The sequence below is a fragment of the Parabacteroides goldsteinii genome (assembly GCF_020091425.1).
Lineage (GTDB): Bacteria > Bacteroidota > Bacteroidia > Bacteroidales > Tannerellaceae > Parabacteroides > Parabacteroides goldsteinii.
In genome coordinates this window covers 3,333,173-3,359,587 of record NZ_CP081906.1, presented here as the reverse complement: position 1 = coordinate 3,359,587, position 26,415 = coordinate 3,333,173, and the positions used below count along the sequence as shown (strand labels likewise).

Sequence of the window (26,415 nt, the reverse complement as noted above, 5' to 3'; positions counted from 1 at the left end):
ACTGCGGTTTATGCAACCGGATGAATTGCTTCAGTAGGACATGCGTCAGCGCAAGTACCACAATCAGTACACATTTCAGGGTCGATATGATAGATATCACCTTCTGAGATAGCTCCTACCGGACACTCGTCAATGCAAGTACCGCAAGCAATACAATCTTCACTAATTAAATAAGCCATTTTCTTAAACGTTTAAATTGATAACTATTAGTTGGTGCAAAAATAGAGTTTTATTTGTATTTCTGCAATAAGTTCTAATCTTTTTCGTTATAATTCAAAATTGATTGAGAGTTGAGACGTCTATTATTTCTATTATTGATATGCAGCCTTGCCGTCCCGGGTGTGATGGCGCAGAAAGAGAAGGTGAAGAATCAGCCGTATGCCGATTTGAAATGGTTTCATCTGGGATTCCATGTCGGATTGCATGCGCAGGATTTGTTGTTGACAAATACAGGTGTTACGACTGACGGTGAAACATGGTTTGCCGAAATCCCGACTTATTCGCCCGGTTTTAGTGTCGGTGTGATCGGTGATATGTATTTGAATCCTTATTTTAACCTACGTTTCATACCTACAGTCCATTTCGGGGATAAGAAGTTTGTCTTCCGGGAACAGGCCACGGGTGAGGAGTTCACAACTTCCGTCCGTTCCACTATTCTGAGTTTTCCTTTGAGCGTGAAATTTTCGGCCCTCCGCCTGAATAACTACCGTCCTTATCTGATCGGTGGCGTATACGGAGCGATGGACCTTGGACGTAAGAAAGGGATGCCCGTTTTATTGAAGGCGGCAGACTTCGGTCTGGAGTTCGGTATAGGATGTGATATTTATCTGCCGTTCTTTAAACTCTGTCCGGAGTTGAAGTTCAGTTTCGGACTGGTCGACCTGTTACAGAAAGATCGTAGCGACCTGACCGATAAGGACCTGATCAAATATCCGAATGCATTGTCGAAAGCTACCTCCCGTATGGTTTCGCTGACGTTTAATTTCGAATAAACAGTTCTATATAAATGTAGGCGGCAGGAGCTGCCAGCATCAAGCTGTCGAACCGGTCAAGCATTCCTCCATGGCCGGGCAGCACATTGCCGGAATCTTTTACTCCCAATGTACGTTTCAGCAACGATTCGATCAGATCACCCCAGGTTCCGAATAAGACAACGGTAGCCGACAATCCCAGCCAGTTATACCAGCTTACTTCCGGTGCATACCATGCCAGAGCCTGCGAAGCGCCCAGGACTACGGCTAAACCTCCGAAGAAACCTTCCCACGATTTTTTAGGCGAGATACGTTCAAACAGCTTTCTTTTTCCGATCATGGAACCGACCAGATAAGCGCCGGTATCGTTCAGCCAGATGAAAATGAAGATCGCCATAACGAATAACGGGGAATAAACTACTTTACCCGGGGTGTCAGGTATGGCTGCGATAAAGTTCAGCATCGAAAATGTCCCGGCACAATACACCTGTGCGAAAAGAGTGAATGCCCAGTTGTTGATCGGGTTCGGTGCTTTATAATATAACTCGGCAACTAATGTATATATAAGGAATAGGAGATAAGGCAGGAAAACGATGTCGTCTGTCAGTTGATTTGTGTAAGCGAAGGTGGCGGCAAATAAATAAACGCCTCCCAGCGAAGAGACAACCCGTTTTATGGAGGCATCCTCATAATGCTTTACCAAACCATAAAACTCCCATAATGTCAATCCGGTGATCAGACTGAAAAGAACAAGAAAAGAGATCGGGTGGTAGCAAATTGCTCCAACCAGCACTGCAACGAAGATTATACCGGTAAGTGCCCGTTTTATCAGATTTTTCAAAACCGTATGTTGTTTTGTTCGTTTGTTGATTTATTTTTCGTGCAAAGATAAAGAATAAATCTAAATATAAACAGAGAGACCGGACAGTATCTTTACGAAAGAACTGTCCGGTCTCTTTTTATTTATCCCACATATGTTTGTCAGGCAAGATTGTCAGTCTCATTGGTACCTGCCGGTACAGCCCGAACTTTGTAGTCGCTTGATTGGGGAGTTGTTTCATCCGTTTTTGTTTCTTCGGCGGCAACTTGCTTGTCGTTGTTTGCCTTTTCCTGCAAATCCAGAATTTCCTGTGAGCGTGAGATCCAGGCCCGTTTGCCGAAGATATGCTCAACATCTTCCGTATAGATCACTTCGCGTTCGAGCAAGACTTGCGCCAGTTTGTTATGTCCTTCTGCGTGGTCGGACAGGATTTTTTTAGCGCGTTCGTATTGTTCGGTAATGATCCTTTGTACTTCCTGGTCGATCATGCGGGAAGTCTCCTCGCTATACGGCTTGGTGAATCCCCAGTCCTGACCGCTCGAATCGTAATAATTCAGGTTAGGAAGTTTTTCACTCATACCGAAGTAGACAACCATGGCATAAGCCTGCTTGGTTACCCGTTCCAGGTCATTGGATGCTCCGGTCGTTATTTTACCGAGGAAAAATTCATCTGCTGCACGTCCGCCCAGCGTTGCGCACATCTCGTCGAGCATTTGTTCGCGGGTGGTGATCTGGCGTTCTTCCGGCATATACCAGGCTGCTCCCAATGCTTTACCTCTCGGTACGATAGTCACCTTTACCAACGGGTTGGCATGTTCAAGGAACCAGCTTAATGTGGCATGGCCTGCTTCGTGGTAAGCAATGCTCTTACGTTCGTCCGCGGTTGTTATCATAGTCCGTTTTTCCAAACCACCGACAATACGGTCGACCGCGTTCATGAAATCATCTTTCTGAACGAACTTTTTACCGCCACGGGCAGCTATCAATGCTGCTTCATTACAAACATTGGCGATATCGGCTCCAGAGAATCCCGGAGTCTGGCGAGCCATGAACTCTGCATCAACACTTTCATCTATCTTGATCGGACGCAGATGTACGCCGAATATCTCTTTACGTTCGTTTAAGTCCGGCAGTTCCACGCTGATCTGACGGTCAAAACGTCCTGCGCGGAGCAGCGCCTTATCCAGAATATCAGCACGGTTGGTAGCTGCCAGGATGATCACACCGCTGTTTGAGCCGAAACCGTCCATCTCTGTCAGCAACTGGTTCAACGTATTTTCGCGTTCGTCGTTACTGTTCATGTTTGCATTTTTACCACGGGCACGACCTACGGCATCTATCTCATCGATGAACACGATACATGGAGACTTCTCTTTGGCCTGGCGGAACAGATCACGGACACGTGACGCACCTACACCGACAAACATTTCGACAAAATCGGAACCTGACAGTGAGAAGAAAGGAACATCCGCTTCACCGGCTACCGCCTTAGCAAGCAATGTCTTACCTGTTCCCGGAGGACCGACCAATAAAGCGCCCTTAGGTATTTTACCACCCAATTCGGTATATTTTTCCGGATTTTTGAGGAATGCGACGATTTCTTCCACCTCTTGCTTGGCTTCTGACAAACCTGCCACATCTTTAAATGTCACTTTCCGGTCGTTATCTTTATCAAAGAGTTGTGCTTTTGCCTTGCCGACACTGAATACCCCGCCGGGACCACCGCCTGCACCGCCTGACATTCTTCTCATCAGGAAGATCCACACAACAATGATCAGGATGATCGGTCCGAAAGAAACCAAAAAATTCCATATGGCATCGTCGCCTTCTTCATATCGTACTTGAGTATCAATATGATTCTCTGTTACCGCTTTGTCGTAAAAATCGGAAAATTTGTCTGCTGACGGTATTTTGACATACACTTTTGGGTTTGTGCCTAAAGTCGTGCTGTCACTTTTAAAGACTAATGCTTTCTTACCGCTCTTGACAGTGGCCTCCACCAGATTTTTCTTGTTGTAGACAGCCATTTTGTCAAAGACATTATCCTGGGCCAGTTTCTGGAATTCGGTCCATCCCAATTCTTTCGATGCCGAGGAATCGTTCGTCAGATACAGAGCAATAAGCATCATAAAAATTAGCCCGTACATCCAATACAGGTTAAACTTGAACATTTTAGGCTTATTGTTCTTCGGCACTTTATTAAACATGTCGTTTTTATTTTCCATACTTTGAATTCGATAATATTAATCCGGCTTAATCGAGATTCGGGATCTGGGTGACTTTAGAGTCAGACCATAGGGTCTCCAGATTATAAAACTCGCGTTGCTCCGGCAAGAATATGTGTACAAGAACCGTGCCATAATCCATCCCTATCCATTGGGCACTCTGGTTGCCATCAATAGACAAAGGTTTCTCGCCCGCTTTTTTGCGCGCGAAATCCCACACGGAATCAGAAAGTGCTGATACCTGAGTAGGAGTGTTCCCTTCGCATATGACCATATATTGGCATACGGCTCCGGATAGTTGGGTTAAATCTACGGTTACAATATTTTTGCCTTTTTTCTCTTGTAGGCCTTCAACAATTGTGTTTACTAATTCTTTTGTTTGATCCATTTATTTTTTATTGAATAATTTTCGAAGTTGCAAATATACTTCTTAATTTATTATCTGCATGCTTTCTCTATTTAATATATGTATAAACCCTGTAAATTCAAAACAGGAGAAAAAGAAAAATGTTTATTTTGATGAAATTTTTTCTCGAAATATTTGCAAGAATAAAAAATGTCCGTATCTTTGCACCCGTAATCGAGAAACATACTACTCGAGACAATAAAAATTGTTCTATGGTGTAATGGTAACACGTCAGATTCTGGTCCTGAAATTCCAGGTTCGAGCCCTGGTAGAACAACAACTTTAAAAATCATCCCTTGTAAGTTATGGCTTGCAAGGGGTTTTTCATTTACGGGGTACATAATAGGGGACATTTTGTTCTGATTGTTTACTCAGTTTCTATTTGGGTAGCCATTTTATCAGCATTCTCTTCCAATGAGACTTTTATATAATCCATCAAACTTTCAGCAGTAGTATGTCCGGTTACTTTCATTATTTGTATAGCGGAGTAGCCAAGTAAAAATAAATTTGTAGCACCGGTACGGCGTGCGGTGTGTGAGGTGATCAACTCGTATTTTTTTACCAGGCGCTCTTTTGTTTCACCACCTATGTTCTCAGTCAAAACTACTTCTTTGTCGATACCGGCCAGTTCTCCGATTTTTTTTAGTGCTCGGTTGAATGGCTGTTCTACTATTTTAGGTACTTTGTAATCATATTTCTGTAATAAGGTGTCAAGCTCTGGAAATAAGAAGGGGATCAATACGCGTTGCTTAGTTTTGATTTGTACTAAATCAATGACCTTGTTTCCGTTTCCTGTTGTTTGGATATGCTCAGGAGAGATTCTGCTGTAGTCGCTGTAGCGCTGTGCTACATAACAACCGATCAGGAATACATCTCTGTATTTTTCGTATGTTCCGGATAGCGGTAAGTCTATCAGCTTTTTCAATTCCTCAGATGTGAGGTATATGTTATAAACTTTTTCTTTGACAGCTTTAAAGTTGTTTGATTGAAATATAGTGTTTTTACTTATTCCTTCTTCGAAAGCTGTATGTAGTACTGCTTTTATTCTTTTTATAACAGAACCTGTTGTGTTGGTCCGGAATCCTATCTGATTACAATATTGGAGCAAACTGTTGTAAAAATCAATATCTATTTCTTCTATATTAATGCAACCGATCTCTTTTTCAAAATCAGTCAACAACAATAGGTTTGATTTGTATGATTTGATAGTGTTAGGAGAATATTTTGTCCCTTTGTCGGTTAGATATGTACCGTTTTCCATCCGGGTGACCACAGACGTGAAGTATTCAATGAAGTTAACGGGTTTTACTTCTTCGATCATTTTACGACCTAAAAATTCTAAGACTTGTTTCTGTATCGTGTCGAGTGATACAGTCTTGTCTCTTTTTAGGTCAAGGATTAGGTCGTTAACGAACAGATCAATCTCGTCTAACTTGATGGAAAGAATGCTAAGTTCCTTTTGTAAGATGGGAGCAAGGGTTCTTAATTGTTTTTTATTCGATATTGGACGCTGGTTGTCCTTATCCCAGTATTCCGGGATAATAGTTTCTGATGTAGAGATTTTTAACCGTTTACCTTTCCAATTGAGGAAGAGGTATATAAGGGTATGTGTTCCTCTATTCGGTTCTTTTAATATGAATTTGGGTTCTAATCCTGCCATTTTACTTCGTAGTCATTCATGTTTAAATAGTCATCCGGATCATCCCAATGTGAGATACCTAGTACTTTTCCTGTTTTGGAATCTTCCAATAATACATACTTATCTCCGTCGATGTGTATCGTATCCGGAAATGATGTTATCATAGCTTTAGCTTTATCAATATTGAATACAGGGCATTCGATAATATCAAAACGTTCTATTTCCCTTTCTAGTTGTTTGAGTAGTTCTTCCTTATCGACTTTCCATAACTTCATTTTTTTGTTTGTAAACTTACCAAATGAGTACCAAAATTTAAAAGCACTAGCCGGACATGAATTTTGTGGACCGATTGCATTAAGTTTACGGCATCCCCAGCCCGGACAACGGTTATTGACCCAGCAGTGATGTTCTTTGTCCTCTGAACGTGTGTATTGACCGTAACAGATGGCAATAGAGCGGTTATTCATTAAACATTTTTCCTTTTCCAGTAAATATATATTCAAGATTTATATTGTACCGCTCGTATGCCATGCGAATAGCATACAAGGGTACATTCATTGTGTTTTCAATCTCCATACGATATATGTTAGAGGATGCGAGGCCGACGGACTCCGCAAATTGTTTTTTAGTTTTTATTTTCCTTAGTCCGATCAGCTGGTACATGATAGCCAGGAACCGGTCGGTTATAATCCTGTTTTCTGTAATCTTCTCGTTCGCTAACATATTCTTAGTTTTTATATAGGAGATATAAAGCATTTATTTCTTTTTAATAGCCATGCCTTCCACATAGATATAATCAAGGTATATACCGTCGTATATTGCATGATATTTAAGACCAATAATGCCGTTTGCACCTTTGCTGACAGCATCTTTATATATGGCATCTATACCATCTGTGTATGTTGCCCTTCTGCGATTGGATGGAAATGGATTTTCTTTCGACTTGTGTTTTTTTGCCCACTCTTTGTCCTCTCCACTATATATAATAGTATATACAGATGCTACTGGCTCATAGTTGAATGATACGGATGAAGCTTCTGTCATAAAAAATCCTTCTTTTGTGTATTGACTATAATCAATACTTCCTGTTTCAACATAATAGCTTCTAGTGACACAGCTAGATAATGCAATAATGGTCAGTAATAGTAAAAATGTTTTCTTCATGCTTTGAATTGTTTAATTAGTGATTTTTATTTAGGCACTTCTATGCCATGTTTTTTCTCATATTGTTTTACTTATTCTTTTGTTGTTTGACCACATTGAATAGTTGCGCTATATCTCTGAGGTCCACCGTAAAGTCTGGATAAATCGGATTGAAAGAATGACAGGTAATTATTCCTTTCTCAACATCATGGTCAACAATCTGTTTGAGTACAATACCATCTGTCTTGTGTACGATGACGAATGCATCCCATGCGTTGATATGTAATTTGCTTTTCCAGTAATCACAGCCTATTTCCCGACAAAGCAAAATATCCCCTTGTTCATAGCTGTGCTTCATGCCGTCGTCCATGCTGTCGCCTCTGACTTCAAAGCTGATGTACTTACCTTTATATTCTTTGTCAACAATCCACGGGATTTTAGGAAGTGTTTCAATGTAGGCTACGTCAGCCCAACCCATCATATAACCAGCTTGTGCATATTGGTTGACCAGCGGAACCATCATGACACCTCCTACAGTTAATTGCGTTACTTCTTCCTGTATTGATTTATTTAGAATGCTGCCTTCTCCTGTAAGAAGGTATGTTTTGTTTATTTGTGGGAATTTTAGACAAATGCTTTCTGCCATATTTTTACTAATTCCTACTTTTTTATTAGGATTAAGTATGTCATATATAGCCTGAGGTCTTTTTAAATCAATGGCTTTTGCCAATTCGCTAGCCTTTTTATCTAATGTAGATAAAACCTCATTCATTATTTTTATAACAGTATTTTTATCCATTGTCGAATTATTCTGTATATATTTGTGTAAACTTTCAATTTTTGAGCCATGCATAAGCAATCAGGAGAATCACCGTCAACAAAGAAGTTATATAGGCGAGTTTTTCACAAGTTGAAAAGAGCTTACTTGTCTTTGCTTCTACAGCAGCGAAAGCGCGATTGCCAAGTTGTGACAATTTCTCGTCAGGTAATTTTAATATATTCTGAAGCTTGTGAACAAGCTGATTGTAAGCTTCTAAATTCTCATATAGCGCGATACTATAGCAGAGGATACTTAGTCCATTTGTCATCGTACAAATACGATAAAGCCATAAGCTGTAAGAGTTGTCCTTTCCACCACTACCCAGTGTTATAACTACGGCAAACACTGTAGAAATAACAATCATCAATCCACTTAGGAACTTGTATTTTTGTTCTGTTCTTTCATTTATAGTCGTTATGAATTTGGAGATAACCTCTTTCTTTATTCCATTCTCCATTCTATAAAAAGAATCTTCTTCTGCCATAGTTTACATTCTGTATAATAAAAGTTAAATACAGAATAATTCTTTTTAACTCCGTGTTATTGTCGAATAATTCTGTATATTTGCAATGTGATTAACAACAAACAATAATCACAATACAAAGTAAATAGCAAATATAAGAAAAGTAAATAACCTGATATAGTCAATTTGATAAAAAAGTAAACGATATGAGTAACAAGATTGAACTAATGAAAGCGGAAATTGAAACTTTAGTAAGCATGACAGAAGAAGAAGCATGCAGAGAGTATAACGTTGATAGCAAAGTAGAGGCTGTTCAGTACATCATTGATTTCTGGGTGTAGGAAGGAGGTAGCCATGAATGAATTAAGAGATATTTTAAAGATGGTACAAGTGGTACAATGTGAATGTTTCGGAACGGAAGTTACGATTGCAATATTCACTAACCAGAAATATTTTTCAGTCCATGTACAACGTGCCGATCGGGATTATGAGGTTGTCTATTCAGACAAATTCTATTCAACTGAAACATTGGCAATAAACACGAAGAAGTTTGCTGGATTGTATGCCTTTGTTGTTGATGAAGCTTTTCGCATCGGATATACACTGATAGGAAACAAATTTACCAAAGTAGAAAACCGCTGTGAAGCAGGCTAATGATTGACTAAAATAAGGTTCAGCCGGGTGAGAGTCCCGGCACACGGGCGGTCAGTAATCTGGGATGAAACATTACAGAGTGCGCACGATGTAAAGAGGCTGGTTCGATACCGGCACCGTCCACATTGAAAACGATCTTTGACGTACTACGAGATATGATATGTAACCGTTAAGGCGTGTAGGCACGCTGGTTACGAGTAAATAACCCACTAAATGAGTCTGCGATATGAAGGAGAGAACACCAACCTAGAGCAGGCGGTCACAAGTGTAGCGGAGTAAACAAAATTATTTGACAATATATTCATTTTTCTGCCAGGCTTGTTACCGGGTTCGACTCCCGGTTGACCACACAAATCAATAATAAAATTAATTATGACTACACAAGAAGCAATTGAATTTATCCGTATAAACAAACAGTACGGAGATAAAAAGGCCATATGTGAACTAGCTGGTGTATCACACCAGACATTTAATACTATGATGAAACATGAGAAAGGCCCTGATGAAGAGAAATGGTATGATGCCGAATACAAAGTTTTGTGTGAGGCTGTCGCGTATCTAAAACCTAAAGTTGCTCAACGCAAAAAGATGGCGGAGGAACTTAAAAGAAAACTGTCTCAAATATGATTCCGTTAACCGCTTCGGAAACGGATGCAGTACTTTACCTGGCCGAACATGAGGTTGTAAAGGTTGCTGCCGATAAACGCTGTGTATCGGAACACACCGAAAAAAATCAGATAAAGTCGGCAATGGCCAAACTGGGTGTAACTACCCAGATTGGATTGATAAAAGAATTCTTCCGGTTGATATATGGGATTGAATTTAATCTGCAAGATGCCCGGCAAATGTTAGCAATCTTTTTTCTATCTCTCTTTCTTTCAACTTGGGGAAATTGGGATCAGGTTGCATGTAGAGCCCGGAGGATAAGAGGACGTTTTGAATATGAATTAATGGTTGCATAATAATGGATACTAAAGCTGTACTAATGATATCAATGCCTGTGACAGAACTGGCTAATTTGATAGAGATTGCTGTTGACAAGGTTTTAGATAAGCGTTTTTCTCCCTTGCGAAGACAATTTGAAGACCGTCTGATAACATTGAAAGAAGCCGCTCAAAAGCTAGGGGTAACAGACCGGACAATGAATAATTTAGAAAAACGTGGCGAATTGATTCCTACCCGAATAGGGGCAAAGGTGATGTATAAAGAGAGTGATATAACACAATACCTAAATCGAAAATCACAATGAAACTACTATTATCCTTCCTATTCTTTTTCCTGTCTTTCGGATGCTTATTTCTTGTGTGTAACGCAGATAAATGGGAACCTGGAAATGTCTTTTTCTGGGCTTGTGTTTTTGGTGTATCGGTCGTTGTAACGGAAAAATAATTGAAGAAAAAAGAGAATACTAAATAATATTACTAACAAATTAATTTTCAAGCTATGAGTTTATTCAAACAACCTTCCGAACTGGAAGTTTCTACAACAATCAAAGCGCTGATCTACGGACAGCCAGGTCTCGGTAAGTCAACATTAGGTTTGTCTACTCCTTCTCCGGTATTATTGGATTTTGATGGAGGTGTAAAGCGTGTGAATGGCGCTTTTCAGTGTCCGACGTTACAGGTGAAAAATTGGGACATGGTGATTGAGGCATTGCAGGAAGATTTATCTCCATTTAAAACAATCGTTATTGATACTGCCGGGAAGATGCTGGATTTTATGTCTGCCTATATTATCAAAAACGATCCGAAGATGGGACAGCGTGACGGTTCCCTTTCTTTAAAAGGCTATGGAGTTCGTAAGACAATGTTTATCAATTTTCTTTCCCAATGTTCAATGATGGGAAAGAATTTGATTTTTGTCGCCCATGAACGAGAGGAGAAGGATGGAGAGAACCGGATTGTCCGTCCGGAGATTGGTGGATCGTCTGCAGGGGACCTGATTAAAGAACTTGATCTGGTTGGTTATATGCAAGCGATTGGAAGTGAACGTACAATTAGTTGGTCACCTACTGAGAAATTCTATGCAAAGAATACATGTAATCTTCCGCCCATGCAGAAGATACCAATCATTATTGATGCTTCCGGCAATGTTACCGGACAAAATATTTTCTTATCAAGTATATTCGATAGCTATCAGGCTTATTTGAAAAAGCAGGCAGATATCAGTAATGATTATGAGGCTTTGATTGATGTTGTAAAGGAAAATGTAGAGTTGATTGTTGATGCTGATACCGCCAACGGTGTCACTGAAAACATGGGAAAGCTACAACATATTTGGGATAGCAAACTGAAAGCCGGTCTGATGATCCGGGATAAGTGTAATAGCCTGGGATTAAAGTTGAACAAATTAACTAAGAAATATGAGCCAGCCGATACAGCAGCAACAGCCTAAATATAAATTCTACCCGTCTCTTTTAGATCAGTTTGAAAAGTATCTGCATGTTGATCGTGAGTTTGAGCATTTTTTCAATCAAGATCAGGAGACAGGAGATTATAAAAAGACGTATGAAGAGATAGAGACTGAAATGAAACAGTCTCTACTCAACAGTATTAATCGAGTTCCGTTCGATTCAGAAGCCGCAGATAAGGGTACAGCATTCAATGATATTGTTGATTACTTTATCCATAGAAAACCGGTAAGAACTCAGATCATAGAGGATATTAATGCCGATGTAGTTACAGCGACATATAATAACAGAACATTTTATTTTTCTTATCGTTTCTGCTGTAAGGCAGCAGAATATTTTCATGGTTCTGTTAGCCAGTTATTTGTAAAAGCTGTTCTCCCTACAAAATACGGGACCGTTGAGTTGTACGGATACATTGATGAACTGAACCGTAATAGGGTGTACGATATTAAGACAACTTCCCGGTATGAGTTTGGAAAGTACTCAGAAGGTTGGCAACGACATGTGTATCCTTATTGCCTTATCTCTTCCGGTCTTGTAAAAGATATTGATTCTTTTGAGTACACAGCTTATCATCTGAAAGGAGGCACAAGCCGGACTCCTCTCATTACCGGAGTACAATACCCAGAACTTTATAAATACGATCATCAGCAAAGCCAAGGGCTATTAGCCCGGCATTGTGAAAGGTTTATTGAATTTTTGGAAGTGAACCGGGATCTAATCACTGATAAAAAGATTTTTGCTGAAATATGAAAACACGATTTGTCAAGGAACAGGGAGTGATCAAGTGGCTAGGTCAACCGATCGAACTTATGTTCAATCTGATTGCCAACGGTGAATATGCTCTTGAGATCAAGAAGAAAGTCAAGAAACGTACTGTTGATCAGAATGCTCTTATGTGGTTATGGTTTACTTGTATGGAAGATGAAACGGGAACACTGAAACAAGACTTTCATGATTACTACTGTAAAAAGTTCCTCCGGCGAATCGTGGTTATTAACGGCAATGAGGAAATTGTCGTCCGGACTACATCGAAACTTAATACAGCTGAAATGACTGTGTTTCTCAACAAAGTACAGGCGGATGCTGCTAGCGAATTTGGTATAAGGTTACCGTCTCCGGACGATCAATTTTTCAATTCATTTACAAACAGGTATGAGCATATAAGATATTAAGATGGAAAAACAGGTTAAGATTGGGAATCTCGCCCATGAACATGAGAGTGAAACCGCTAAACAGACTTTGATTAGAGCAGTAAAAGCCACTGAAAAAAGGTTGCTGAAAGCGAAAAAATTAACCCGGTTAGTGATTGGATCGGCAATAATAATGACCACATGCCCGGAAAAGTATAACACATTAATTCGTTGATAGTATGGAAGAAAGAGAACCTAAAATTAAAAAGGCTGTATTGAATGGCCGCCAGTTAACAGTTACCTATACAGAGTTCCGTCCGGAGGGTGACAAGGATATCGCTGTTAAGTCTGAGATACCGGCACATATTGATTGTACAAATGCATTCAAGAAACTGATTCCTCATTTTATTCTTCTCACAGAAATGAAAGAATCCGATAAAGTAAGTCAGCGAGCTGCGATTGTTGGAATGGATAATCTGATCGGCGACGACGGTGATTTTAAGAATGCTGATGTTTACGGTATCAAAATGGGAAAGAATGATAGTAGTACCGATACGGTCATTTTGATGGGTGAACGGTATCTTCAAATTGGTGGTTCAGTTGATTTCAGTTCTCCTGCTCAGGCTTTGGAATCATCGGATAGTGAATTTGAATATCCTTACATTTATGAGTTGAACCTGGCTGTACAGGCAGTGATTTATGAAGTGAAAGAATATCTATTCAGAGGTAAATACGCCATCACTCAAACAACACTGGATTTTGAAGCAATGCCAGACGTTCCGTTTGAAGCCGGAAAAATGGTTGATACGGATACTGGAGTAGTTACTCCAATCACCATTGAAAAACCGAAGCGAGGACGTAAACCGAAGAATCAACCTCTTACATCTGTAGCAGCATGTTAATTCAAGAAGACGAAAAGAATTATTTCCTGCAATTTAAGTATCATCCGCTTATGGTTGAAGCTGTTAAACGTATTCCCGGACGGAAGTTTGACAGCAAACTAAATATGTGGGTGATACCTAAAAGTTTCTATCCACCCGGAAAATATACTCAAAGGGCCTATGTTGACATATTGGCTAACTGGGCTGTAAAATATGGATATGTGAAAAGCATACAAAAAGGTGCTCAGGCTTCAAGACCGGACGTTCACTATACGCTTCCTCCGATGCCGGAATTACTTTCACCGCATGGGTTAAAGATTGAACCTTTCCCATATCAGAAACAAGGTATTGCCTACGCTTTACAGAAAAAGCGGTGTTTCTTTGGAGATCAGCCAGGGTTAGGAAAGACATTGCAGGCTATCGGTACATCTTTTATTGCAAAAACATGGCCGGTATTGGTGATTTGTCCTGCCAGTCTAAAGATCAACTGGCAACGAGAATGGAAGAAGTTCACTGGGAAAGATGCAATTATCCTTGATGATCGGAATAAAAACAACTGGCACCGGTATTACGAAATGGGATGCTGTGATGTATTCATTACGAATTATGAATCATTGAAAAAGTTCTTTGTTGAAGATTTTGCTGGCGGTGTAACCCGATCGATTAAGCTAAAGCCGGTAGCTAATTTGTTTAAGTGCATCATTATTGATGAAAGTCACCGGTGCAAATCTAGTAAGACTCAACAATCAAAGATTTGTTACAAGTTATGCCAGGGAAAGGAATATCGTTTCCTGCTCACTGGGACACCTTCGATCAATGGTCCGGGTGACCTAATCCAACAATTAAAGATCATGAATCGTTTGGATGACTTCGGTGGGTACAAGAGTTTTGAAGCAAACTTTATGGGGGGACCACGCCAGGCAAGCAATTTGGAAATGTTAAACTGGTGCCTTTGGAATACCTGTTTTTTCCGGAGAGAGAAAGCCAAAGTTCTGGATCAACTACCTGATAAAATGCGACAGGTTGTGAATGTGGATATCACAAACAGAAAAGAGTATCAGGATGCTGAACATGATCTGATTGGTTACCTGGCTGCTTATGAGAATGCAGACGATGAAAAGTTACGACGGGCCGAACGTGGTAAAGTGATGGTACAAATGCAGAAACTCCGACAAATTGCAGCTAGAGGGAAAATATCGGCAGCCGTTGAGTTCATCCAGGACATAATTGATTCCGGTGAAAAGTTGATTGTTTTTGCCTTTCTTAAAGAGGTTGTACAGGAGATAAAGAAAGTTTTTCCGAATGCTGTTACCATTGTTGGAGATAACACCAGCCAAGAGAGACAAGATGCCGTCGATAAGTTCCAGAACGATCCGAAGTGCCAGTTGATTATTTGTAATTATAAATCTGCAGGTGTCGGTCTTACGCTGACTGCCAGTAGTCGAGTTGCATTTGTTGAGTTCCCGTGGACGTTTGCAGATTGTGAGCAGGCGGAAGATAGAGCACACCGTATCGGTCAAAAAAATAGTGTGAATTGTTATTACTTCCTCGGAAAGAATACTATTGATGAAGACATTTGGAATCTTATTCAAACAAAGAAAGACATAGCAAACGATGTAACCGGGACAGATGATCAGGTTCCGGAGAAAACTGTCGATGCAATGATCTTGAAAATGTCTGCTAAATCAGGAATCAAGAAAAGTGAAACAAGCACGTCACCGTTCAATTGTCGTCCGGAAGGTGCACTATTCAGCAATGCAATATGAAAGGTGAGGCTGGTTTACAAACGGCTTGTGTTGAGTGGTTCAAATTGCAGTACCCTAAATTGGCTCCGCTTCTATTCCATGTACCGAATGGTGGCCGACGTAACACGATAGAGGCAGCTAATCTGAAAAGGCAAGGGGTAAGGGCTGGTGTTGCCGATCTCATTCTTCTTTTTCCTAAAGGTGGTCACGGTAGCCTTTGTATAGAAATGAAGTATAAGAAAAACCGACAACAGGATTCACAGAAGGACTGGCAGAGGGTAGCGGAGGCGGCAGGCAATAAGTACGTTGTCTGCCGATCACTGAATGAGTTTATGAAAGAGGTCAAGAACTATTTAGGTATTGAGCGATGAATTATATTGAATTAATAAATCGGTTTTGGGAGTTGGATGAGCAATGGCAATTCTCCTGCTGTGAAACGAGACTGTATTTTTACTTGGTAAAAACAGCAAATCGTTTAGGCTGGGCGGATAACTGGACGCATTCAGATGATAGAACATCTGCAAATGTGGGAGTGTCATTGAATACAATGAAGACAGCTAGAAACCGATTGTCTCAGGTTGGTTTAATTAAATTCATATCTGGAGGAAAAGGTCAAAAAGATAAAACTAGGTATCAAATTTTGACACCTAACTTAATACCTAACCTGACACCTAACTTAACACCTAATCTGATACCTAATCAGACCCCTATAAATAAACTAAATAAAACAAGTAATAATATACCCCCTATAATCCCCCATGAAAACAATTTGTCTTTTCCGGAAGAAAAGCCGAAAAAGAAATCCAGTAGGGCAAAGAAAGAGTTTATTCCTCCAGTACTGGACGATGTATTAAAATTCTTTTCCGGCAGCTTATTGCCGGATTGGGAGAACCAAGGACGGTTATTTTTCTCTCACTACAATTCCCAGGGCTGGCGTAAAGGGACCGGTGTACAGGTTACTGACTGGGATAGTTTAGCAAACAAATGGATTTTAGACGAAAAAATAAAACGAAATGAAAGGAGTACTGGAAGTAAGACAAACAATCCAGCGTCCGGTAACGGATATGCCGGAAAATAAGATTGATCTAATAGCCTACAAAAGATTATTTCTCCGGGTTGCAGATCACTATTCCAAAGGCACATTTGTAATCGACGAGCGAAACAAAGCGATAGTGTATTCCCTGTTTCTGTATTTCCTGAAACAACCGGGATCGCTCGATATCCGAAAAGGTTTATGGTTAGCCGGTCCGGTCGGTACCGGGAAATCTACGCTGATGTATATTTTTAGCAGGTTTATGCAAACTTTACAAAGGGGGTTCCGGGTGTATGTGTGTAGCCGGATTACGACAGAATATGCAATGCACGGAGATTTGAGCCGGTATCTGGATAATGCCGGATGGTCTTCATTGGGGCCAGTTGATATGTGTTTCGATGAGTTCGGTCGTGAACCGGTCCCTGCGAAATATTTCGGGAATGAGTTAAATGTGATGCAGCATATATTTCACATTCGGTACAGTTATTGGCAACAGTACGGATTGAAAACCTATGTTACAACAAATCTTTACCCGAATGATGTCGAGCGTAAGTACGGTGATTATATCCGTGATCGACGTGGTGAAATGTTCAACCTGATTGAGTTGAACGGAGAGAGTAGAAGATAACTAAACTAAAAATAATATCCTATGAGAACAAAAAACTTTAATGAAGTAATCGCTGATTATTTGAAACAGCGGGCAGCAGAGGACACGTTATTCGCTCCGAAGTTTACTAACCCCAAGAAGAGCATTGATGAATGTTGCCGCTATATTTTAGGAGAAGCCCGTAAGCGCGGTAAGGAAGTGGTAATGACTGATGATGAAGTGTTCGGCTTAGCTATACACTATTACGATGAAGAGAATATTAAAATAAATGCTTCTGGAGGACACAGAGTTTCTAACACTCGCCCAGTTGATAAGCCAAAGAAAGAACCAGTTCAGTTGTCGGTATTTAATCAACCGTCTGTTAAGAGAGTGAAAGCTAAGAGTGAAGAAAGTAAGTTGCAATTATCTTTATTTGATTAAGCTATGAAACCGAGAACTAAATTACAGTTACAGGTAATGAGATTGAGTGAATCATTATCCGATATAGAAAACAAGATGCTCTCATGGGCTAAAGTAGATTGTCTGGAACATAGAGGATATGCGACAAAGAAAAGGGTTGTTTGTATGGATTGTGGCCAGACGTTTTCACCTGATTTAGTTAAGCATAAACGTGTTGTCTGTTCTCATTGTCAGACTAAGTTGTCGGTTGAGCAATCTCGAAAGACAACCGATAAACAGCGTGTATATGTGGCAATCGCTGAACTTCATGGCGAATTTCAAGTGATTCGTAATTTTGATATTTACGCTTATTATAGAACAGGAGAGCAGCCTAGGTATTTTGTACAAGAAATTCTTCAACACTGGATTTTATCGAATGGAAAGCGTGAGGTTGTAGCTAGAAATCATACTATCAATTGGTATTGTGATTCTTGGAACGGGTATATGGAAATCAGGCAAAAGTCTTATACTAGCAAATATGATGTATATCCTTATAAACTGCATCCATCTTCCTGTTTTTGGCCGGAAATGAAATGTTATGGAATAGATTATAGATTGCGAGGGATAACTTCTCTTGAAGCTATTATTCATATCCCTAAAAACCCGAAAGCAGAAACGTTATTGAAGGCAAAGCAATACAATTTACTGCAATATTGCGTAGCTAATCCTTATCGAGTTAGTGATCATTGGCCATCTATTAAGATATGTCTGAGAAGAAAGTATATCGTTAAAGACGTTGAAATGTGGATTGATTACCTAAACTTACTCTCTTATTTTCAAAAGGATTTGCGAAATGCTCATTATGTATGTCCGGCTAATGTTAAGAAAGAACACGATAGATTAGTTGATCGGAAGCGCAGAGTTCAAGAGAGAGAAAGAATTGAACGTAAACGAAGAAAGGCAATTGAAGATGAAAAAACGTATCAGGAGTTGAAAGCTAAGTTTTTCGGGATAGAGTTTGGTGATGATTTGATTCATATTTCAGTTCTTCAGAGTGTTAATGAAGTAATGCAAGAAGGGGATGCTATGCATCATTGTGTTTTTACGAATGAATATTATTTGAAGCCAGATTCTCTTCTTTTGTCTGCTCGTATAAAGGACAAACGACTTGAAACAATAGAAGTTTCACTAACAAAGTTTGCTGTACTTCAGTCTCGTGCCGCCTGTAATGGTATAAGCGAGTATCATGATCGGATTATCAAACTTGTGAAAAAAAATATGAATCTAATCCGTCGTAAACTGACGGCATAATAAAATTAGGTGTGAATAAAAAAGGGGATTTCACAAACTATTTTAGTTTCTTTTGTTAAATTTATAATTACCTGAATAATAATAGATGGTTTAGAGCATATCTATTAGAGAATCATCTGCTTTTTGTATCTTTGATAAGTCATCCTTTAGTTCTATAATTTTTATATCTAGGTATTTGTTGACTTCATCAATGAAAGATATAGTTTCATTCTTAACTTGGTCAATGCGGAGTTTTTTTTCTTTAATGAGTTGAATTTTAGCTGTGTCCAAATCTGCAATATTAGAATTTATAACATTTAACTTATTTTCGAGTAATATTAAATCATTGTTATAAATTTGACAGAATGAAGGATCTGTGTAGATTTCTAAAGAGTTTCGAATATCTTCTATCTCTTTTAGGATTTTCTTTCTTTTTTTAGTCTCTGATTTTATTGAGTAATTACATTCTTTATGTCGAATATCAATTTGCTTTATTGTGATGATCTTTTTTTTCAAGCTATTAGCATCGGCAATAGTTTCTAAATAGTAATAATCTTCAAAATTGAAAAAGCTGAGAACATTTAATGACCAAAAAAAACGATTTTGTAAATCTTCTAAATCCTTTTTGTTTGAAAATTTAATTTTTTGTAATTCTTCTAACATAGGTATTTGTAGGAGTTCTGTTGTGTCATAATAGTCGATTTCCATTAATAATCTGTAGAAACTACTAAGATCTTCAATATTGTTTTTTGATAGAAATTCGTTTCTAAATTTTGTATATACTTTTTTCTTTTGTTCTTTGGATAACCCAGCGATCTGTAATACTGTGAAATACTCATGAAGTGTTTTATGTGGAAAGAATAGCATTGATTTGTCTTTGTGTAATATTCCTATAGCAATAACAAGGTCTGATTCTATATCATTTGTATTGAAATTATAACCTTTTCTTTCTTTAATAAGAAGCATTTTTTCCTCAAAGTATTGTTCATTAAAAATATATTTTTTGTCAAAAAAAGATATGAATGAAAAGACTTTAAGTAATGTTTCTATTTGCTGTTTACTTAGTCCTGTCTCTAGTTTTCTCTCAAATCCCATTTTAGAAAAGCTGTTATGTCTATAAAGTAAAGTTTCAAAAATATTTCTAAAAAAATCACATAACTGTTGTGGTAGACCCGCATATTCATCAAATGAAAGGATGAAAAGGCTTAATAATAATGGATTTTTTAAATAATGTAAGTAAGTTTGATTTTGTTCTTCTTTTATAGACTCAATAATTAAATCTGCAATGTTTTTATTTTTGGAATGTTTAAATTGTCTTTTGATAAAGTTATATATTTGTTTTGTGTCTAAATAGGATATTGTATAATTCGTGTATTGGGGTAAATATTCTATTTCTGTATTTGGTCTTGATGTTATAACATATTTATTATTTGTATATCTATTTGTTATTTTTGATATCTGATTTATAATGTTAGATTTGTATTCTTTAGATATTTCGTCAAATCCATCAAAAAAAATACAAAATCTACCACTTTCTAGTAATCTGTTTTGAATAATGTCATTGTCAGTTATTTGCTCAAATTTGAAAATTTCATTATTAATATATTCTAATATATTTACATTGTTTTTGTTGAAATTTCTTAATTCAATAAGTATGGGTAATAATTCTTCTTTTTCTAGTAAATCTAATATAATGAATTTAATTAGAGAACTCTTTCCTATACCTGCTTCTCCTATAATTGTTGAGTTTTTTGAGTGTTCAAATAGTTCTGATGGATTTGTTACTTCTTCATTATAACTGATAAGTTTTATTGGCTCGTATATATCTTTGAATAAAACTTCATTTCTATGTAGAATTGTTTTTACAGATGATAAAGATCTATATAAATTTGTTTTATACTCTAATAACCTGTTTGTTGTATAAAATTTTATTTCATCAGATATTTTATTTAATACTTGTGGAATAAAACTTAATCCTGCTTTTGTTATTATTTCATTCATTTTATCCATCTGATCTAGTTTTAAATTAAATCCTTACTATATAATGTTTGATTTGTTTTTTTGTATTATTGCTGTTTTTTGTGAAATAAATAGAACTTATAAAGAGGGTTCAATTTGATTGAAGAAGTTTAGTGTTATTTGTAATTCTTGTAACTTTGGTAATAGTATGTCTCTATTATCTTGATAGTATTTCAATATACAATCTAATTCATCTTTATTTATGATGCTTACATCTAAATTGGTTTTAGGACTAGCAACATTGGCACTTAATAAAATAGATTTTAATATAGTTGTATTTAAATCGATGACTCTGTGTAATGGAAGCTCTTCGCTTTGCCGACTCCAAGCATTATTAACAAATCTCCAAACTTTGGCAGATATCTGCTCTGAATCATATTGTGCTATGCCAATAGAAAGGGCTCTAACATCTGTGTTATTCTTATATATACCATCATGTTGAGCATAATTATCAATAGATGTGATTGGTTTATGTGATAAATGTGTTGGAGTAGGCATGTTTTTTTATTTGTAGTTGTTAAAAAAGTAATTACTTAATTGAGATAAGAGTTCATTATACAATAATTTATTCTGCTAGATTAATCGTCAAGATAGTTATCATCAAGTTTTTCAGATCCATTTGCATGCCACTCTTTCTCACAATCAGGACATTCATAGCATACCCCATTAAAAAAGGCTGATTCAGAACCACAAAAAGGACAGTCTGTATTCATATTAATTAGATTTACGTATTGAACAAATTAGTTTAGGTTATAATTCTCATAGCAAAGATAGAATAATCATAGACTAAAAACGATAGATTGTTGTATAAAATGAAATTTTAAATTGATAATATACCACAATGAGTATAAAATGCACAATATGATATATTTTTATTATATTTGTCTTTATATAAATCTGTATGTATGAGTAATATAAAGATTGATTCAAACAACTACCGTATCCATGATGATAAAAATAAGCGTCTGATCCGGAAAAGCCTTGAAGAATGTGGTGCCGGGCGTTCTATCCTTTTTGATAATGATGATTGTATCATTGCTGGAAATGGTGTATATGAGCAGGCCCAGGAGCTAGGTTTAAAAGTCCGTGTTATTGAAAGTGATGGTACGGAACTTATTGCGATCAAACGTAAAGACTTATCGACAGAAGATGCCCGGCGTAAGGCATTAGCTTTAGTGGATAACCATACATCTGATACATCATTCTTTGATTTTGATGCTATCGTAAAAGATTTTGGCGTTGATGAACTGGAAGCATGGGAATTAGAGATAAATGAGGCTAAAGATTATTCCGATAAAAACAGAGAAATTGATGTAGAAGAATGGGAAGACGCGCATGAACTGATATTGAAGTTTGATGCTGAAACTTATTTACGAGTTAAAGAGTCATTAATGACTATTGACTCTGATCCCAGTAAGGCCGTATGTAAATTACTTTTTGAAAATGTTAATGATGAAATTACAATTTGAGTGGTATATAAAGAACGGTTATCCCTTTAAAGGGATGGAACCTCACAGGCTGAAGGTCTTTGGCACTTTTATTTGTGGAGGTGGCTCATCTATGGGATATAAACTGGCCGGCTATGACCATCTCGGAGGGGTTGAATTAGATCAACAGGTGTCAAGAGTATATAACAGGAATCATTCTCCCAAGTACTTATATACAGAAGATATTCGACTGTTCAATGAAAGAGAAGATTTACCTAACGAATTGTATAATTTGGATATTCTGGATGGTTCACCACCTTGTTCTACATTTTCCATGGCCGGGGAAAGGGAAAACGCATGGGGTAAAAAGAAGCGCTTCAAGGAAGGTCAGGCAATGCAGCGCCTGGATGATCTTGTTTTCATTTACATTGATACGATCTGCAAGTTACGACCAAAGGTTGCTATACTGGAAAATGTAAAAGGAATAATACAGGGTAATGCCCGCGCCTATTCAAAGGAGATCGTAAAACGTGTGCAGAAGATAGGATATGATGTGCAGGTATTCCTTCTTAATTCTGCGAGTATGGGTATTCCTCAAAAGCGCGAACGTGTATTTTTTATCTGTAGGAGGAAAGATCTATGCTTTCCAAAGTTACGGCTTAGCTTTAATGAAACACCTATCCTGTTCAGAGAAATTATGGATAAGAACGATCTATCAGACAATCTTACCGAATACCAAAGAATGTTATGGAATAACAAACGGAAATCTGATAAATCATTTGGAGATGTAATAGATCGGCTAGAAAAGCGCCTTAGTATGTTTTCTAACCCTATTATTCATTCAGATGATGTGGCGCCTACATTAACGAGCGGGGCCGGTGTGAATGCTCTTTATGATATCCCTAGAAGCCTAAACAAAAGAGAAATGTGTCTCATCGGCTCATATCCTTTAGATTATGACTTTGCCGATATTAAACCTGAATATTTGATCGGTATGAGTGTTCCCCCTGTTGTGACAGCTCGTATATCTTACGAAATATATAAACAGTGGTTTCAGGCTAAATCAGGTAATAGTTTAACAATATAGGTTTAACAAATGGCAGCAATAAGAAAAGCAAGAGAAAAAGAGCAGGACAAACAGTTGATTGCCCCTCTTTACTTTAAAGCGTATACATTCCGTGAGATTGCGGAGTCTGTATCTGCCATTACTGGCCGTACGATTTCCCATGTAACAGTATTTAATGATGTTAAGGAGATACTGAAAGAGTCTGAGGAGGCTCGGAAGGATTTTGTTAATAATCAATTGACAATAGAACTCGGGAAAATCAACAAGCTGGAACGCGAGTATTGGGAAGCCTGGGAGAAATCAAAGACGGATCAGAAAAAGAAGTCTGTTGAAAAGAAAGATGATTGTGAGGGTGATCCGGCAAAAGGTAAAAAGAAATCTTCTACTCGTGTTCTGGGAGAGGAAATTATCAACATGGGCGATCCGCGTTATCTGGCCGGTATCGAACGATGTATTGAAATGCGTTGTAAACTTCTTGGAATAAACGGAGCTCAAAAAGTTGATGTGACAACGGGCGGTAATAAGATACAGTTTACCGGTTTCAATTTCCTGCCGGTAACACCGAACGTAGAACAGCTAATAAAGCAAGCTGATGAATGAAGGTAAATTTAAAACAGCGGCTTGCCTACAACTATCTAGCGGATAGTGAACATAAATTCATCCTGTACGGCGGTGCGGGAGGTGGTGGAAAATCTTGGTTAGGGTGTGAATGGTTGATGCAATGTGCTTTTCATTTGCCTGGTACACGCTGGTTTGTTGGTCGTAACAATCTAAAGGACTCACAGGCTTCAGTATCGGTAACGTTTAGTAAAGTTGCAAAATATCACGGGTTTACCGGTTACCGTGTCACAAACGACGGAATCAAGTTCGATAACGGTTCGGAGATCGTTTATCAGGATTTGACTTATTATCCATATAAAGACCCAATGTATGAACGGTTAGGATCGAAAGAGTTTACCGGGGGATGGATAGAGGAAGCCGGAGAGATCAACGGTCTGGCTTTTGAAGTGTTGAAAACTCGTACAGGTCGACACCTGAATGATGTCTATAATATCCCGTCGAAAATACTGATAACCTGTAACCCGAAAAAGAACTGGTTATACAAGACTTTTTATAAGCCTTGGAAAGACGGTAAGATCAAAGCACCGTATGCATTCATACCGGCATTAGTACAAGATAACCCGTTTGTAACAGAGGACTATGTTGATACCCTTCGTCAGACAGAGGACAAAGTAACGTATCAACGTCTTTATCTGGGTAACTGGGAGTATGACGGTGATCCGAACTCTCTAGTTGATTACGATGCAGTGATGGATTGCTTTACCAATACCGGTGCATTGATCGGCGGGAAGGCTATAAGTGCCGACCTGGCAATGAAAGGACGAGATCACTTTGTCGCGGGTTACTGGGAAGGCTTACGGGTTTCAATCGAGATTGATAAAGACAAATCATCTGGTCGGGAGATTGAAACAGATTTGCGAAAGCTTATGGTTACGCGTGGCGTCGGCAGGTCCCAAACAGTTGCAGACAGTGATGGCTTAGGAAGTTATCTGGAGAGCTATCTGAACGGAATCAAAGAGTTTAAGAATGGTGCATCTGCATTCAATAATAAATATGCGAACCTGAAAGCCGAATGTGCATACAAGTTGGCTGAGATGATAGACAAACGGCAGTTGCAGATCATTTGCCGACCGGATCAGGCGGAACACATTGCTGAAGAACTACAGCTGTTGATTGCAGCGAATGTAGATAAGGATACCCGGAAAAAGGATATCATCAGCAAGGAAGCAATGAAGGGTATAATAAAGCGGTCTCCAGACTATTTAGATATGCTGATAATGGGAATGTATAGACTTGTTGCCCCGCGTACGGGTAACTCAACATATAACTGGTAATGAAGATAACGAGTAAGACTACTATTGAAGATGTGATTCTGATGCTAAAAGGTATTGACTTTTGGGATCAGCTGGAGACTGTATTTGTTCCGGTGAAAATACCAGAACTGACATACGGTCAACGTATTGACTTATCCTCCATGAATACAAGGTATGACCTTCTGTTTATTCCTCAAAAAGTATTGTTAGGACTAGATGAGAAGGAGGTGATGAGTAAGCCTTTTATCTCTGTCTACAACTATGGTCTGTCTGTTTACCGGGAACTGGAACGTATGACAATCCGTGACGAAAAAACATTCAAATATAATCCGACGGCGGAAGAAGTAAAAGCAGGGTTCTATGGGATCGATCACGGTGTTTTTGGCGTTGTCGATCGGATTGCTCAACGTTTGTCTATTTCTCATGAAGCAGTATTTGATTTGCCGGAGAGACGGATATATGCAATGATGAAGATCGACTATGACAACGGAATGTATCAAAGGAGGTTGAACCAAATAATAAGTAAACAGAAATGACAGTACAGGATAAATTGAAACAGATTGCAGAATCACTAGGAGTACCGTTCGTTTTTGAGGATTGGACCCTGGCTAATGTGGAGATTGACAGGACACCACTTCCGGCCGTCGTGTATGTTCTTCCTGCTTCCGGGGAACTGGACTTTAAGAATGGAAATATCCGTGACAACCAGAACGGGATACTGGCATTCTTAGATAAAGTCGAGTTGAATGGTAACGGTCAGGACAATGACAGTGTTGTTGATCGGATGAAATCATTAGCCATGAGATTTATTGTGAAGTTGAACGAAACGGGATACTTTGAACCTTTGGGTGGAGTGATGAAGTACCAGGTTGCATATAATAAACTCAATGCAGTGACATCAGGCATTGTCTTTGAAGTGACATTGAAAGAGATAACCGGAATATGTGAACGTAATCTATGAAAGAAGTACAGAACATTGTATTTGAAGAATTGGAAGATCTTCGGAAGCGAATCATTTCCAATATAGATAGCTCCGGTCGTAGAGCTTCTGGGCGTACATCTGAATCCATGCGTACCGATGTATCTGAGAATCGCGGAGTATTGTTTGGTCGTATGGCTTTTGGTACGTTGGAGACAGGGCGTAAACCGGGTAAGGTTCCGGCCGGATTTTATCAGATTATAAAGCAGTGGGTAATTGATAAAGGTATCTCTTTTGATAGCCAGTCAGAGCGCAATTCTTTTGCTTATCTGGTTTCTCGTAAAATAGCCAGGGAAGGAACACAACTTTACCGAAGGGGAGCAGATACAGATGTATATACGGCTGAAGTTCCGGAAACAATTGAACGTATAAAGGATCGTGTCGGTTTCTTGATGAGATTGGAGTTTGAATCTATAAAATTGAACAAATAAT

Annotated in this window: 37 protein-coding genes and 1 tRNA gene; 25 read left to right on the top strand and 13 right to left on the bottom strand. The window is 38.5% G+C overall.

Going from position 1 to position 26,415, the window contains the following annotated elements; genetic code table 11:
- Positions 1–8 precede the first annotated feature (8 nt).
- Positions 9–179 (bottom strand): DUF362 domain-containing protein, encoded by a 171-nt coding sequence (locus K6V26_RS15030; protein ID WP_007658993.1) that lies wholly within the window; start codon positions 177–179, stop codon positions 9–11.
- A gap of 111 nt (positions 180–290) precedes the next feature.
- Here K6V26_RS15030 and porT point away from each other — a divergent pair, with 111 nt between their 5' ends.
- Positions 291–992, top strand: coding sequence for a type IX secretion/gliding motility protein PorT/SprT (gene porT / locus K6V26_RS15025; RefSeq protein ID WP_007658991.1), 702 nt, complete (start codon positions 291–293; stop codon positions 990–992).
- Here the strand turns inward: porT and K6V26_RS15020 are convergent.
- The 3 genes from K6V26_RS15020 to rsfS all read right to left on the bottom strand — a co-directional run bounded on the left by K6V26_RS15020 (position 979) and on the right by rsfS (position 4,404).
- The gene (locus K6V26_RS15020; RefSeq protein WP_128135015.1) at positions 979–1,812 is read right to left on the bottom strand and encodes a phosphatidate cytidylyltransferase; all 834 of its coding nucleotides are present in this window, start codon (positions 1,810–1,812) and stop codon (positions 979–981) included. The genes porT and K6V26_RS15020 overlap by 14 nt on opposite strands.
- A 140-nt stretch (positions 1,813–1,952) precedes the next feature.
- Entirely contained in the window at positions 1,953–4,016 is a 2,064-nt protein-coding gene (gene ftsH, locus K6V26_RS15015; RefSeq protein WP_224265745.1) for an ATP-dependent zinc metalloprotease FtsH, read from the bottom strand.
- 28 nt (positions 4,017–4,044) lie between these two features.
- On the bottom strand, positions 4,045–4,404 hold the full coding sequence (rsfS, locus tag K6V26_RS15010) for a ribosome silencing factor (protein ID WP_007658988.1): 360 nt from the start codon (positions 4,402–4,404) through the stop codon (positions 4,045–4,047).
- Between the two features lie 224 nt (positions 4,405–4,628).
- Between rsfS and K6V26_RS15005 the strand changes: the two genes are divergently transcribed.
- Positions 4,629–4,699, top strand: a tRNA-Gln gene (locus tag K6V26_RS15005).
- Between the two features lie 90 nt (positions 4,700–4,789).
- Here the strand turns inward: K6V26_RS15005 and K6V26_RS15000 are convergent.
- From K6V26_RS15000 to K6V26_RS14975, 6 genes are all read right to left on the bottom strand, one after another.
- Positions 4,790–6,082, bottom strand: a complete 1,293-nt coding sequence (locus K6V26_RS15000) for a site-specific integrase (protein WP_224265744.1) — start codon at positions 6,080–6,082, stop codon at positions 4,790–4,792.
- On the bottom strand, positions 6,070–6,336 hold the full coding sequence (locus K6V26_RS14995; RefSeq protein WP_129698220.1) for a hypothetical protein: 267 nt from the start codon (positions 6,334–6,336) through the stop codon (positions 6,070–6,072). The genes K6V26_RS15000 and K6V26_RS14995 overlap by 13 nt, the downstream gene beginning before the upstream one ends.
- 184 nt (positions 6,337–6,520) lie before the next feature.
- On the bottom strand, positions 6,521–6,784 hold the full coding sequence (locus K6V26_RS14990; RefSeq protein WP_044193335.1) for a hypothetical protein: 264 nt from the start codon (positions 6,782–6,784) through the stop codon (positions 6,521–6,523).
- A gap of 33 nt (positions 6,785–6,817) precedes the next feature.
- Positions 6,818–7,225: a hypothetical protein gene (locus K6V26_RS14985; RefSeq protein WP_028729683.1), complete on the bottom strand. Its 408-nt coding sequence runs from the start codon at positions 7,223–7,225 to the stop codon at positions 6,818–6,820.
- Between the two features lie 67 nt (positions 7,226–7,292).
- Positions 7,293–8,003 carry a S24 family peptidase gene (locus K6V26_RS14980; RefSeq protein ID WP_224265743.1) on the bottom strand — a complete coding sequence of 237 codons (711 nt, stop codon included), beginning with the start codon at positions 8,001–8,003 and terminating at the stop codon, positions 7,293–7,295.
- A 34-nt stretch (positions 8,004–8,037) separates the two neighbouring features.
- Positions 8,038–8,508, bottom strand: a complete 471-nt coding sequence (locus tag K6V26_RS14975) for a hypothetical protein (RefSeq protein WP_224265742.1) — start codon at positions 8,506–8,508, stop codon at positions 8,038–8,040.
- A 185-nt stretch (positions 8,509–8,693) separates the two neighbouring features.
- Here K6V26_RS14975 and K6V26_RS28565 point away from each other — a divergent pair, with 185 nt between their 5' ends.
- The 16 genes from K6V26_RS28565 to K6V26_RS14900 all read left to right on the top strand — a co-directional run bounded on the left by K6V26_RS28565 (position 8,694) and on the right by K6V26_RS14900 (position 18,639).
- On the top strand, positions 8,694–8,828 hold the full coding sequence (locus tag K6V26_RS28565) for a hypothetical protein (protein WP_255419288.1): 135 nt from the start codon (positions 8,694–8,696) through the stop codon (positions 8,826–8,828).
- A 13-nt stretch (positions 8,829–8,841) separates the two neighbouring features.
- Positions 8,842–9,141 (top strand): hypothetical protein, encoded by a 300-nt coding sequence (locus K6V26_RS14970; RefSeq protein WP_046145070.1) that lies wholly within the window; start codon positions 8,842–8,844, stop codon positions 9,139–9,141.
- Positions 9,142–9,513: 372 nt separating this feature from the next.
- Positions 9,514–9,768, top strand: coding sequence for a hypothetical protein (locus tag K6V26_RS14965; protein WP_186959976.1), 255 nt, complete (start codon positions 9,514–9,516; stop codon positions 9,766–9,768).
- Positions 9,765–10,103 carry a helix-turn-helix domain-containing protein gene (locus K6V26_RS14960; protein WP_046145068.1) on the top strand — a complete coding sequence of 113 codons (339 nt, stop codon included), beginning with the start codon at positions 9,765–9,767 and terminating at the stop codon, positions 10,101–10,103. The genes K6V26_RS14965 and K6V26_RS14960 overlap by 4 nt, the downstream gene beginning before the upstream one ends.
- Before the next feature lie 2 nt (positions 10,104–10,105).
- Positions 10,106–10,390: a helix-turn-helix domain-containing protein gene (locus K6V26_RS14955; RefSeq protein WP_046145067.1), complete on the top strand. Its 285-nt coding sequence runs from the start codon at positions 10,106–10,108 to the stop codon at positions 10,388–10,390.
- Positions 10,391–10,584: 194 nt separating this feature from the next.
- On the top strand, positions 10,585–11,535 hold the full coding sequence (locus K6V26_RS14950) for an ATP-binding protein (RefSeq protein ID WP_224265741.1): 951 nt from the start codon (positions 10,585–10,587) through the stop codon (positions 11,533–11,535).
- The gene (locus K6V26_RS14945; protein ID WP_224265740.1) at positions 11,504–12,304 is read left to right on the top strand and encodes an HNH endonuclease; all 801 of its coding nucleotides are present in this window, start codon (positions 11,504–11,506) and stop codon (positions 12,302–12,304) included. Before K6V26_RS14950 ends, K6V26_RS14945 begins: the two co-directional genes overlap by 32 nt.
- Positions 12,301–12,726: a hypothetical protein gene (locus K6V26_RS14940; protein WP_224265739.1), complete on the top strand. Its 426-nt coding sequence runs from the start codon at positions 12,301–12,303 to the stop codon at positions 12,724–12,726. The genes K6V26_RS14945 and K6V26_RS14940 overlap by 4 nt, the downstream gene beginning before the upstream one ends.
- A 1-nt stretch (position 12,727) precedes the next feature.
- The gene (locus K6V26_RS14935) at positions 12,728–12,919 is read left to right on the top strand and encodes a hypothetical protein (protein ID WP_183671047.1); all 192 of its coding nucleotides are present in this window, start codon (positions 12,728–12,730) and stop codon (positions 12,917–12,919) included.
- A 4-nt stretch (positions 12,920–12,923) separates the two neighbouring features.
- A complete protein-coding gene (locus K6V26_RS14930; protein WP_224265738.1) occupies positions 12,924–13,586 on the top strand; it encodes a hypothetical protein in 663 nt (220 codons plus the stop codon).
- Positions 13,580–15,331 carry a DEAD/DEAH box helicase gene (locus K6V26_RS14925; protein WP_224265737.1) on the top strand — a complete coding sequence of 584 codons (1,752 nt, stop codon included), beginning with the start codon at positions 13,580–13,582 and terminating at the stop codon, positions 15,329–15,331. The genes K6V26_RS14930 and K6V26_RS14925 overlap by 7 nt, the downstream gene beginning before the upstream one ends.
- A 44-nt stretch (positions 15,332–15,375) precedes the next feature.
- Positions 15,376–15,681: a VRR-NUC domain-containing protein gene (locus tag K6V26_RS14920; RefSeq protein WP_262905174.1), complete on the top strand. Its 306-nt coding sequence runs from the start codon at positions 15,376–15,378 to the stop codon at positions 15,679–15,681.
- Positions 15,678–16,388 (top strand): hypothetical protein, encoded by a 711-nt coding sequence (locus tag K6V26_RS14915; RefSeq protein ID WP_224265735.1) that lies wholly within the window; start codon positions 15,678–15,680, stop codon positions 16,386–16,388. Before K6V26_RS14920 ends, K6V26_RS14915 begins: the two co-directional genes overlap by 4 nt.
- Positions 16,324–16,971 (top strand): P-loop NTPase family protein, encoded by a 648-nt coding sequence (locus K6V26_RS14910; RefSeq protein ID WP_224265734.1) that lies wholly within the window; start codon positions 16,324–16,326, stop codon positions 16,969–16,971. Before K6V26_RS14915 ends, K6V26_RS14910 begins: the two co-directional genes overlap by 65 nt.
- A 21-nt stretch (positions 16,972–16,992) precedes the next feature.
- The gene (locus tag K6V26_RS14905; protein WP_224265733.1) at positions 16,993–17,370 is read left to right on the top strand and encodes a PcfK-like family protein; all 378 of its coding nucleotides are present in this window, start codon (positions 16,993–16,995) and stop codon (positions 17,368–17,370) included.
- A 3-nt stretch (positions 17,371–17,373) separates the two neighbouring features.
- A complete protein-coding gene (locus K6V26_RS14900; protein WP_224265732.1) occupies positions 17,374–18,639 on the top strand; it encodes a PcfJ domain-containing protein in 1,266 nt (421 codons plus the stop codon).
- Positions 18,640–18,729: 90 nt separating this feature from the next.
- Here K6V26_RS14900 and K6V26_RS14895 read toward each other — a convergent pair whose 3' ends face one another.
- The 3 genes from K6V26_RS14895 to K6V26_RS28560 all read right to left on the bottom strand — a co-directional run bounded on the left by K6V26_RS14895 (position 18,730) and on the right by K6V26_RS28560 (position 21,350).
- A complete protein-coding gene (locus tag K6V26_RS14895) occupies positions 18,730–20,628 on the bottom strand; it encodes an NACHT domain-containing protein (RefSeq protein WP_224265731.1) in 1,899 nt (632 codons plus the stop codon).
- 87 nt (positions 20,629–20,715) lie between these two features.
- The gene (locus K6V26_RS14890) at positions 20,716–21,135 is read right to left on the bottom strand and encodes a DUF6530 family protein (RefSeq protein ID WP_224265730.1); all 420 of its coding nucleotides are present in this window, start codon (positions 21,133–21,135) and stop codon (positions 20,716–20,718) included.
- Positions 21,136–21,215: 80 nt separating this feature from the next.
- Positions 21,216–21,350, bottom strand: coding sequence for a hypothetical protein (locus K6V26_RS28560; protein ID WP_262905173.1), 135 nt, complete (start codon positions 21,348–21,350; stop codon positions 21,216–21,218).
- A 192-nt stretch (positions 21,351–21,542) separates the two neighbouring features.
- Here K6V26_RS28560 and K6V26_RS14885 point away from each other — a divergent pair, with 192 nt between their 5' ends.
- From K6V26_RS14885 to K6V26_RS14855, 7 genes are read left to right on the top strand one after another with little or no spacing between them, the layout of a single operon-like run.
- Entirely contained in the window at positions 21,543–22,106 is a 564-nt protein-coding gene (locus K6V26_RS14885) for a ParB N-terminal domain-containing protein (protein ID WP_224265729.1), read from the top strand.
- Complete coding sequence (locus K6V26_RS14880; protein WP_224265728.1) at positions 22,087–23,151, top strand: DNA cytosine methyltransferase; 1,065 nt, start codon at positions 22,087–22,089, stop codon at positions 23,149–23,151. The genes K6V26_RS14885 and K6V26_RS14880 overlap by 20 nt, the downstream gene beginning before the upstream one ends.
- 9 nt (positions 23,152–23,160) lie before the next feature.
- Positions 23,161–23,730 carry a hypothetical protein gene (locus tag K6V26_RS14875; RefSeq protein ID WP_224265727.1) on the top strand — a complete coding sequence of 190 codons (570 nt, stop codon included), beginning with the start codon at positions 23,161–23,163 and terminating at the stop codon, positions 23,728–23,730.
- Positions 23,727–25,025 (top strand): phage terminase large subunit, encoded by a 1,299-nt coding sequence (locus K6V26_RS14870; protein WP_224265726.1) that lies wholly within the window; start codon positions 23,727–23,729, stop codon positions 25,023–25,025. Before K6V26_RS14875 ends, K6V26_RS14870 begins: the two co-directional genes overlap by 4 nt.
- The gene (locus tag K6V26_RS14865; RefSeq protein ID WP_122327316.1) at positions 25,025–25,540 is read left to right on the top strand and encodes a hypothetical protein; all 516 of its coding nucleotides are present in this window, start codon (positions 25,025–25,027) and stop codon (positions 25,538–25,540) included. Before K6V26_RS14870 ends, K6V26_RS14865 begins: the two co-directional genes overlap by 1 nt.
- On the top strand, positions 25,537–25,965 hold the full coding sequence (locus tag K6V26_RS14860) for a hypothetical protein (RefSeq protein ID WP_122327315.1): 429 nt from the start codon (positions 25,537–25,539) through the stop codon (positions 25,963–25,965). Before K6V26_RS14865 ends, K6V26_RS14860 begins: the two co-directional genes overlap by 4 nt.
- On the top strand, positions 25,962–26,414 hold the full coding sequence (locus K6V26_RS14855) for a hypothetical protein (protein ID WP_224265725.1): 453 nt from the start codon (positions 25,962–25,964) through the stop codon (positions 26,412–26,414). The genes K6V26_RS14860 and K6V26_RS14855 overlap by 4 nt, the downstream gene beginning before the upstream one ends.
- The last annotated feature ends 1 nt before the right edge of the window (position 26,415 follow it).

Bases quoted from the DNA above. Each gene is read 5' to 3' on its own strand.
- K6V26_RS15030 (WP_007658993.1), bottom strand. From the start codon at position 179: ATGGCTTATTTAATTAGTGAAGATTGTATTGCTTGCGGTACTTGCATT.
- ftsH (WP_224265745.1), bottom strand. From the start codon at position 4,016: ATGGAAAATAAAAACGACATGTTTAATAAAGTGCCGAAGAACAATAAG.
- rsfS (WP_007658988.1), bottom strand. From the start codon at position 4,404: ATGGATCAAACAAAAGAATTAGTAAACACAATTGTTGAAGGCCTACAA.
- K6V26_RS15000 (WP_224265744.1), bottom strand. From the start codon at position 6,082: ATGGCAGGATTAGAACCCAAATTCATATTAAAAGAACCGAATAGAGGA.
- K6V26_RS14995 (WP_129698220.1), bottom strand. From the start codon at position 6,336: ATGAAGTTATGGAAAGTCGATAAGGAAGAACTACTCAAACAACTAGAA.
- K6V26_RS14990 (WP_044193335.1), bottom strand. From the start codon at position 6,784: ATGTTAGCGAACGAGAAGATTACAGAAAACAGGATTATAACCGACCGG.
- K6V26_RS14985 (WP_028729683.1), bottom strand. From the start codon at position 7,225: ATGAAGAAAACATTTTTACTATTACTGACCATTATTGCATTATCTAGC.
- K6V26_RS14980 (WP_224265743.1), bottom strand. From the start codon at position 8,003: ATGGATAAAAATACTGTTATAAAAATAATGAATGAGGTTTTATCTACA.
- K6V26_RS14975 (WP_224265742.1), bottom strand. From the start codon at position 8,508: ATGGCAGAAGAAGATTCTTTTTATAGAATGGAGAATGGAATAAAGAAA.
- K6V26_RS28565 (WP_255419288.1), top strand. From the start codon at position 8,694: ATGAGTAACAAGATTGAACTAATGAAAGCGGAAATTGAAACTTTAGTA.
- K6V26_RS14970 (WP_046145070.1), top strand. From the start codon at position 8,842: ATGAATGAATTAAGAGATATTTTAAAGATGGTACAAGTGGTACAATGT.
- K6V26_RS14965 (WP_186959976.1), top strand. From the start codon at position 9,514: ATGACTACACAAGAAGCAATTGAATTTATCCGTATAAACAAACAGTAC.
- K6V26_RS14960 (WP_046145068.1), top strand. From the start codon at position 9,765: ATGATTCCGTTAACCGCTTCGGAAACGGATGCAGTACTTTACCTGGCC.
- K6V26_RS14955 (WP_046145067.1), top strand. From the start codon at position 10,106: ATGGATACTAAAGCTGTACTAATGATATCAATGCCTGTGACAGAACTG.
- K6V26_RS14950 (WP_224265741.1), top strand. From the start codon at position 10,585: ATGAGTTTATTCAAACAACCTTCCGAACTGGAAGTTTCTACAACAATC.
- K6V26_RS14945 (WP_224265740.1), top strand. From the start codon at position 11,504: ATGAGCCAGCCGATACAGCAGCAACAGCCTAAATATAAATTCTACCCG.
- K6V26_RS14940 (WP_224265739.1), top strand. From the start codon at position 12,301: ATGAAAACACGATTTGTCAAGGAACAGGGAGTGATCAAGTGGCTAGGT.
- K6V26_RS14935 (WP_183671047.1), top strand. From the start codon at position 12,728: ATGGAAAAACAGGTTAAGATTGGGAATCTCGCCCATGAACATGAGAGT.
- K6V26_RS14930 (WP_224265738.1), top strand. From the start codon at position 12,924: ATGGAAGAAAGAGAACCTAAAATTAAAAAGGCTGTATTGAATGGCCGC.
- K6V26_RS14925 (WP_224265737.1), top strand. From the start codon at position 13,580: ATGTTAATTCAAGAAGACGAAAAGAATTATTTCCTGCAATTTAAGTAT.
- K6V26_RS14915 (WP_224265735.1), top strand. From the start codon at position 15,678: ATGAATTATATTGAATTAATAAATCGGTTTTGGGAGTTGGATGAGCAA.
- K6V26_RS14910 (WP_224265734.1), top strand. From the start codon at position 16,324: ATGAAAGGAGTACTGGAAGTAAGACAAACAATCCAGCGTCCGGTAACG.
- K6V26_RS14905 (WP_224265733.1), top strand. From the start codon at position 16,993: ATGAGAACAAAAAACTTTAATGAAGTAATCGCTGATTATTTGAAACAG.
- K6V26_RS14900 (WP_224265732.1), top strand. From the start codon at position 17,374: ATGAAACCGAGAACTAAATTACAGTTACAGGTAATGAGATTGAGTGAA.
- K6V26_RS14895 (WP_224265731.1), bottom strand. From the start codon at position 20,628: ATGGATAAAATGAATGAAATAATAACAAAAGCAGGATTAAGTTTTATT.
- K6V26_RS14890 (WP_224265730.1), bottom strand. From the start codon at position 21,135: ATGCCTACTCCAACACATTTATCACATAAACCAATCACATCTATTGAT.
- K6V26_RS28560 (WP_262905173.1), bottom strand. From the start codon at position 21,350: ATGAATACAGACTGTCCTTTTTGTGGTTCTGAATCAGCCTTTTTTAAT.
- K6V26_RS14885 (WP_224265729.1), top strand. From the start codon at position 21,543: ATGAGTAATATAAAGATTGATTCAAACAACTACCGTATCCATGATGAT.
- K6V26_RS14880 (WP_224265728.1), top strand. From the start codon at position 22,087: ATGATGAAATTACAATTTGAGTGGTATATAAAGAACGGTTATCCCTTT.
- K6V26_RS14875 (WP_224265727.1), top strand. From the start codon at position 23,161: ATGGCAGCAATAAGAAAAGCAAGAGAAAAAGAGCAGGACAAACAGTTG.
- K6V26_RS14870 (WP_224265726.1), top strand. From the start codon at position 23,727: ATGAAGGTAAATTTAAAACAGCGGCTTGCCTACAACTATCTAGCGGAT.
- K6V26_RS14865 (WP_122327316.1), top strand. From the start codon at position 25,025: ATGAAGATAACGAGTAAGACTACTATTGAAGATGTGATTCTGATGCTA.
- K6V26_RS14860 (WP_122327315.1), top strand. From the start codon at position 25,537: ATGACAGTACAGGATAAATTGAAACAGATTGCAGAATCACTAGGAGTA.
- K6V26_RS14855 (WP_224265725.1), top strand. From the start codon at position 25,962: ATGAAAGAAGTACAGAACATTGTATTTGAAGAATTGGAAGATCTTCGG.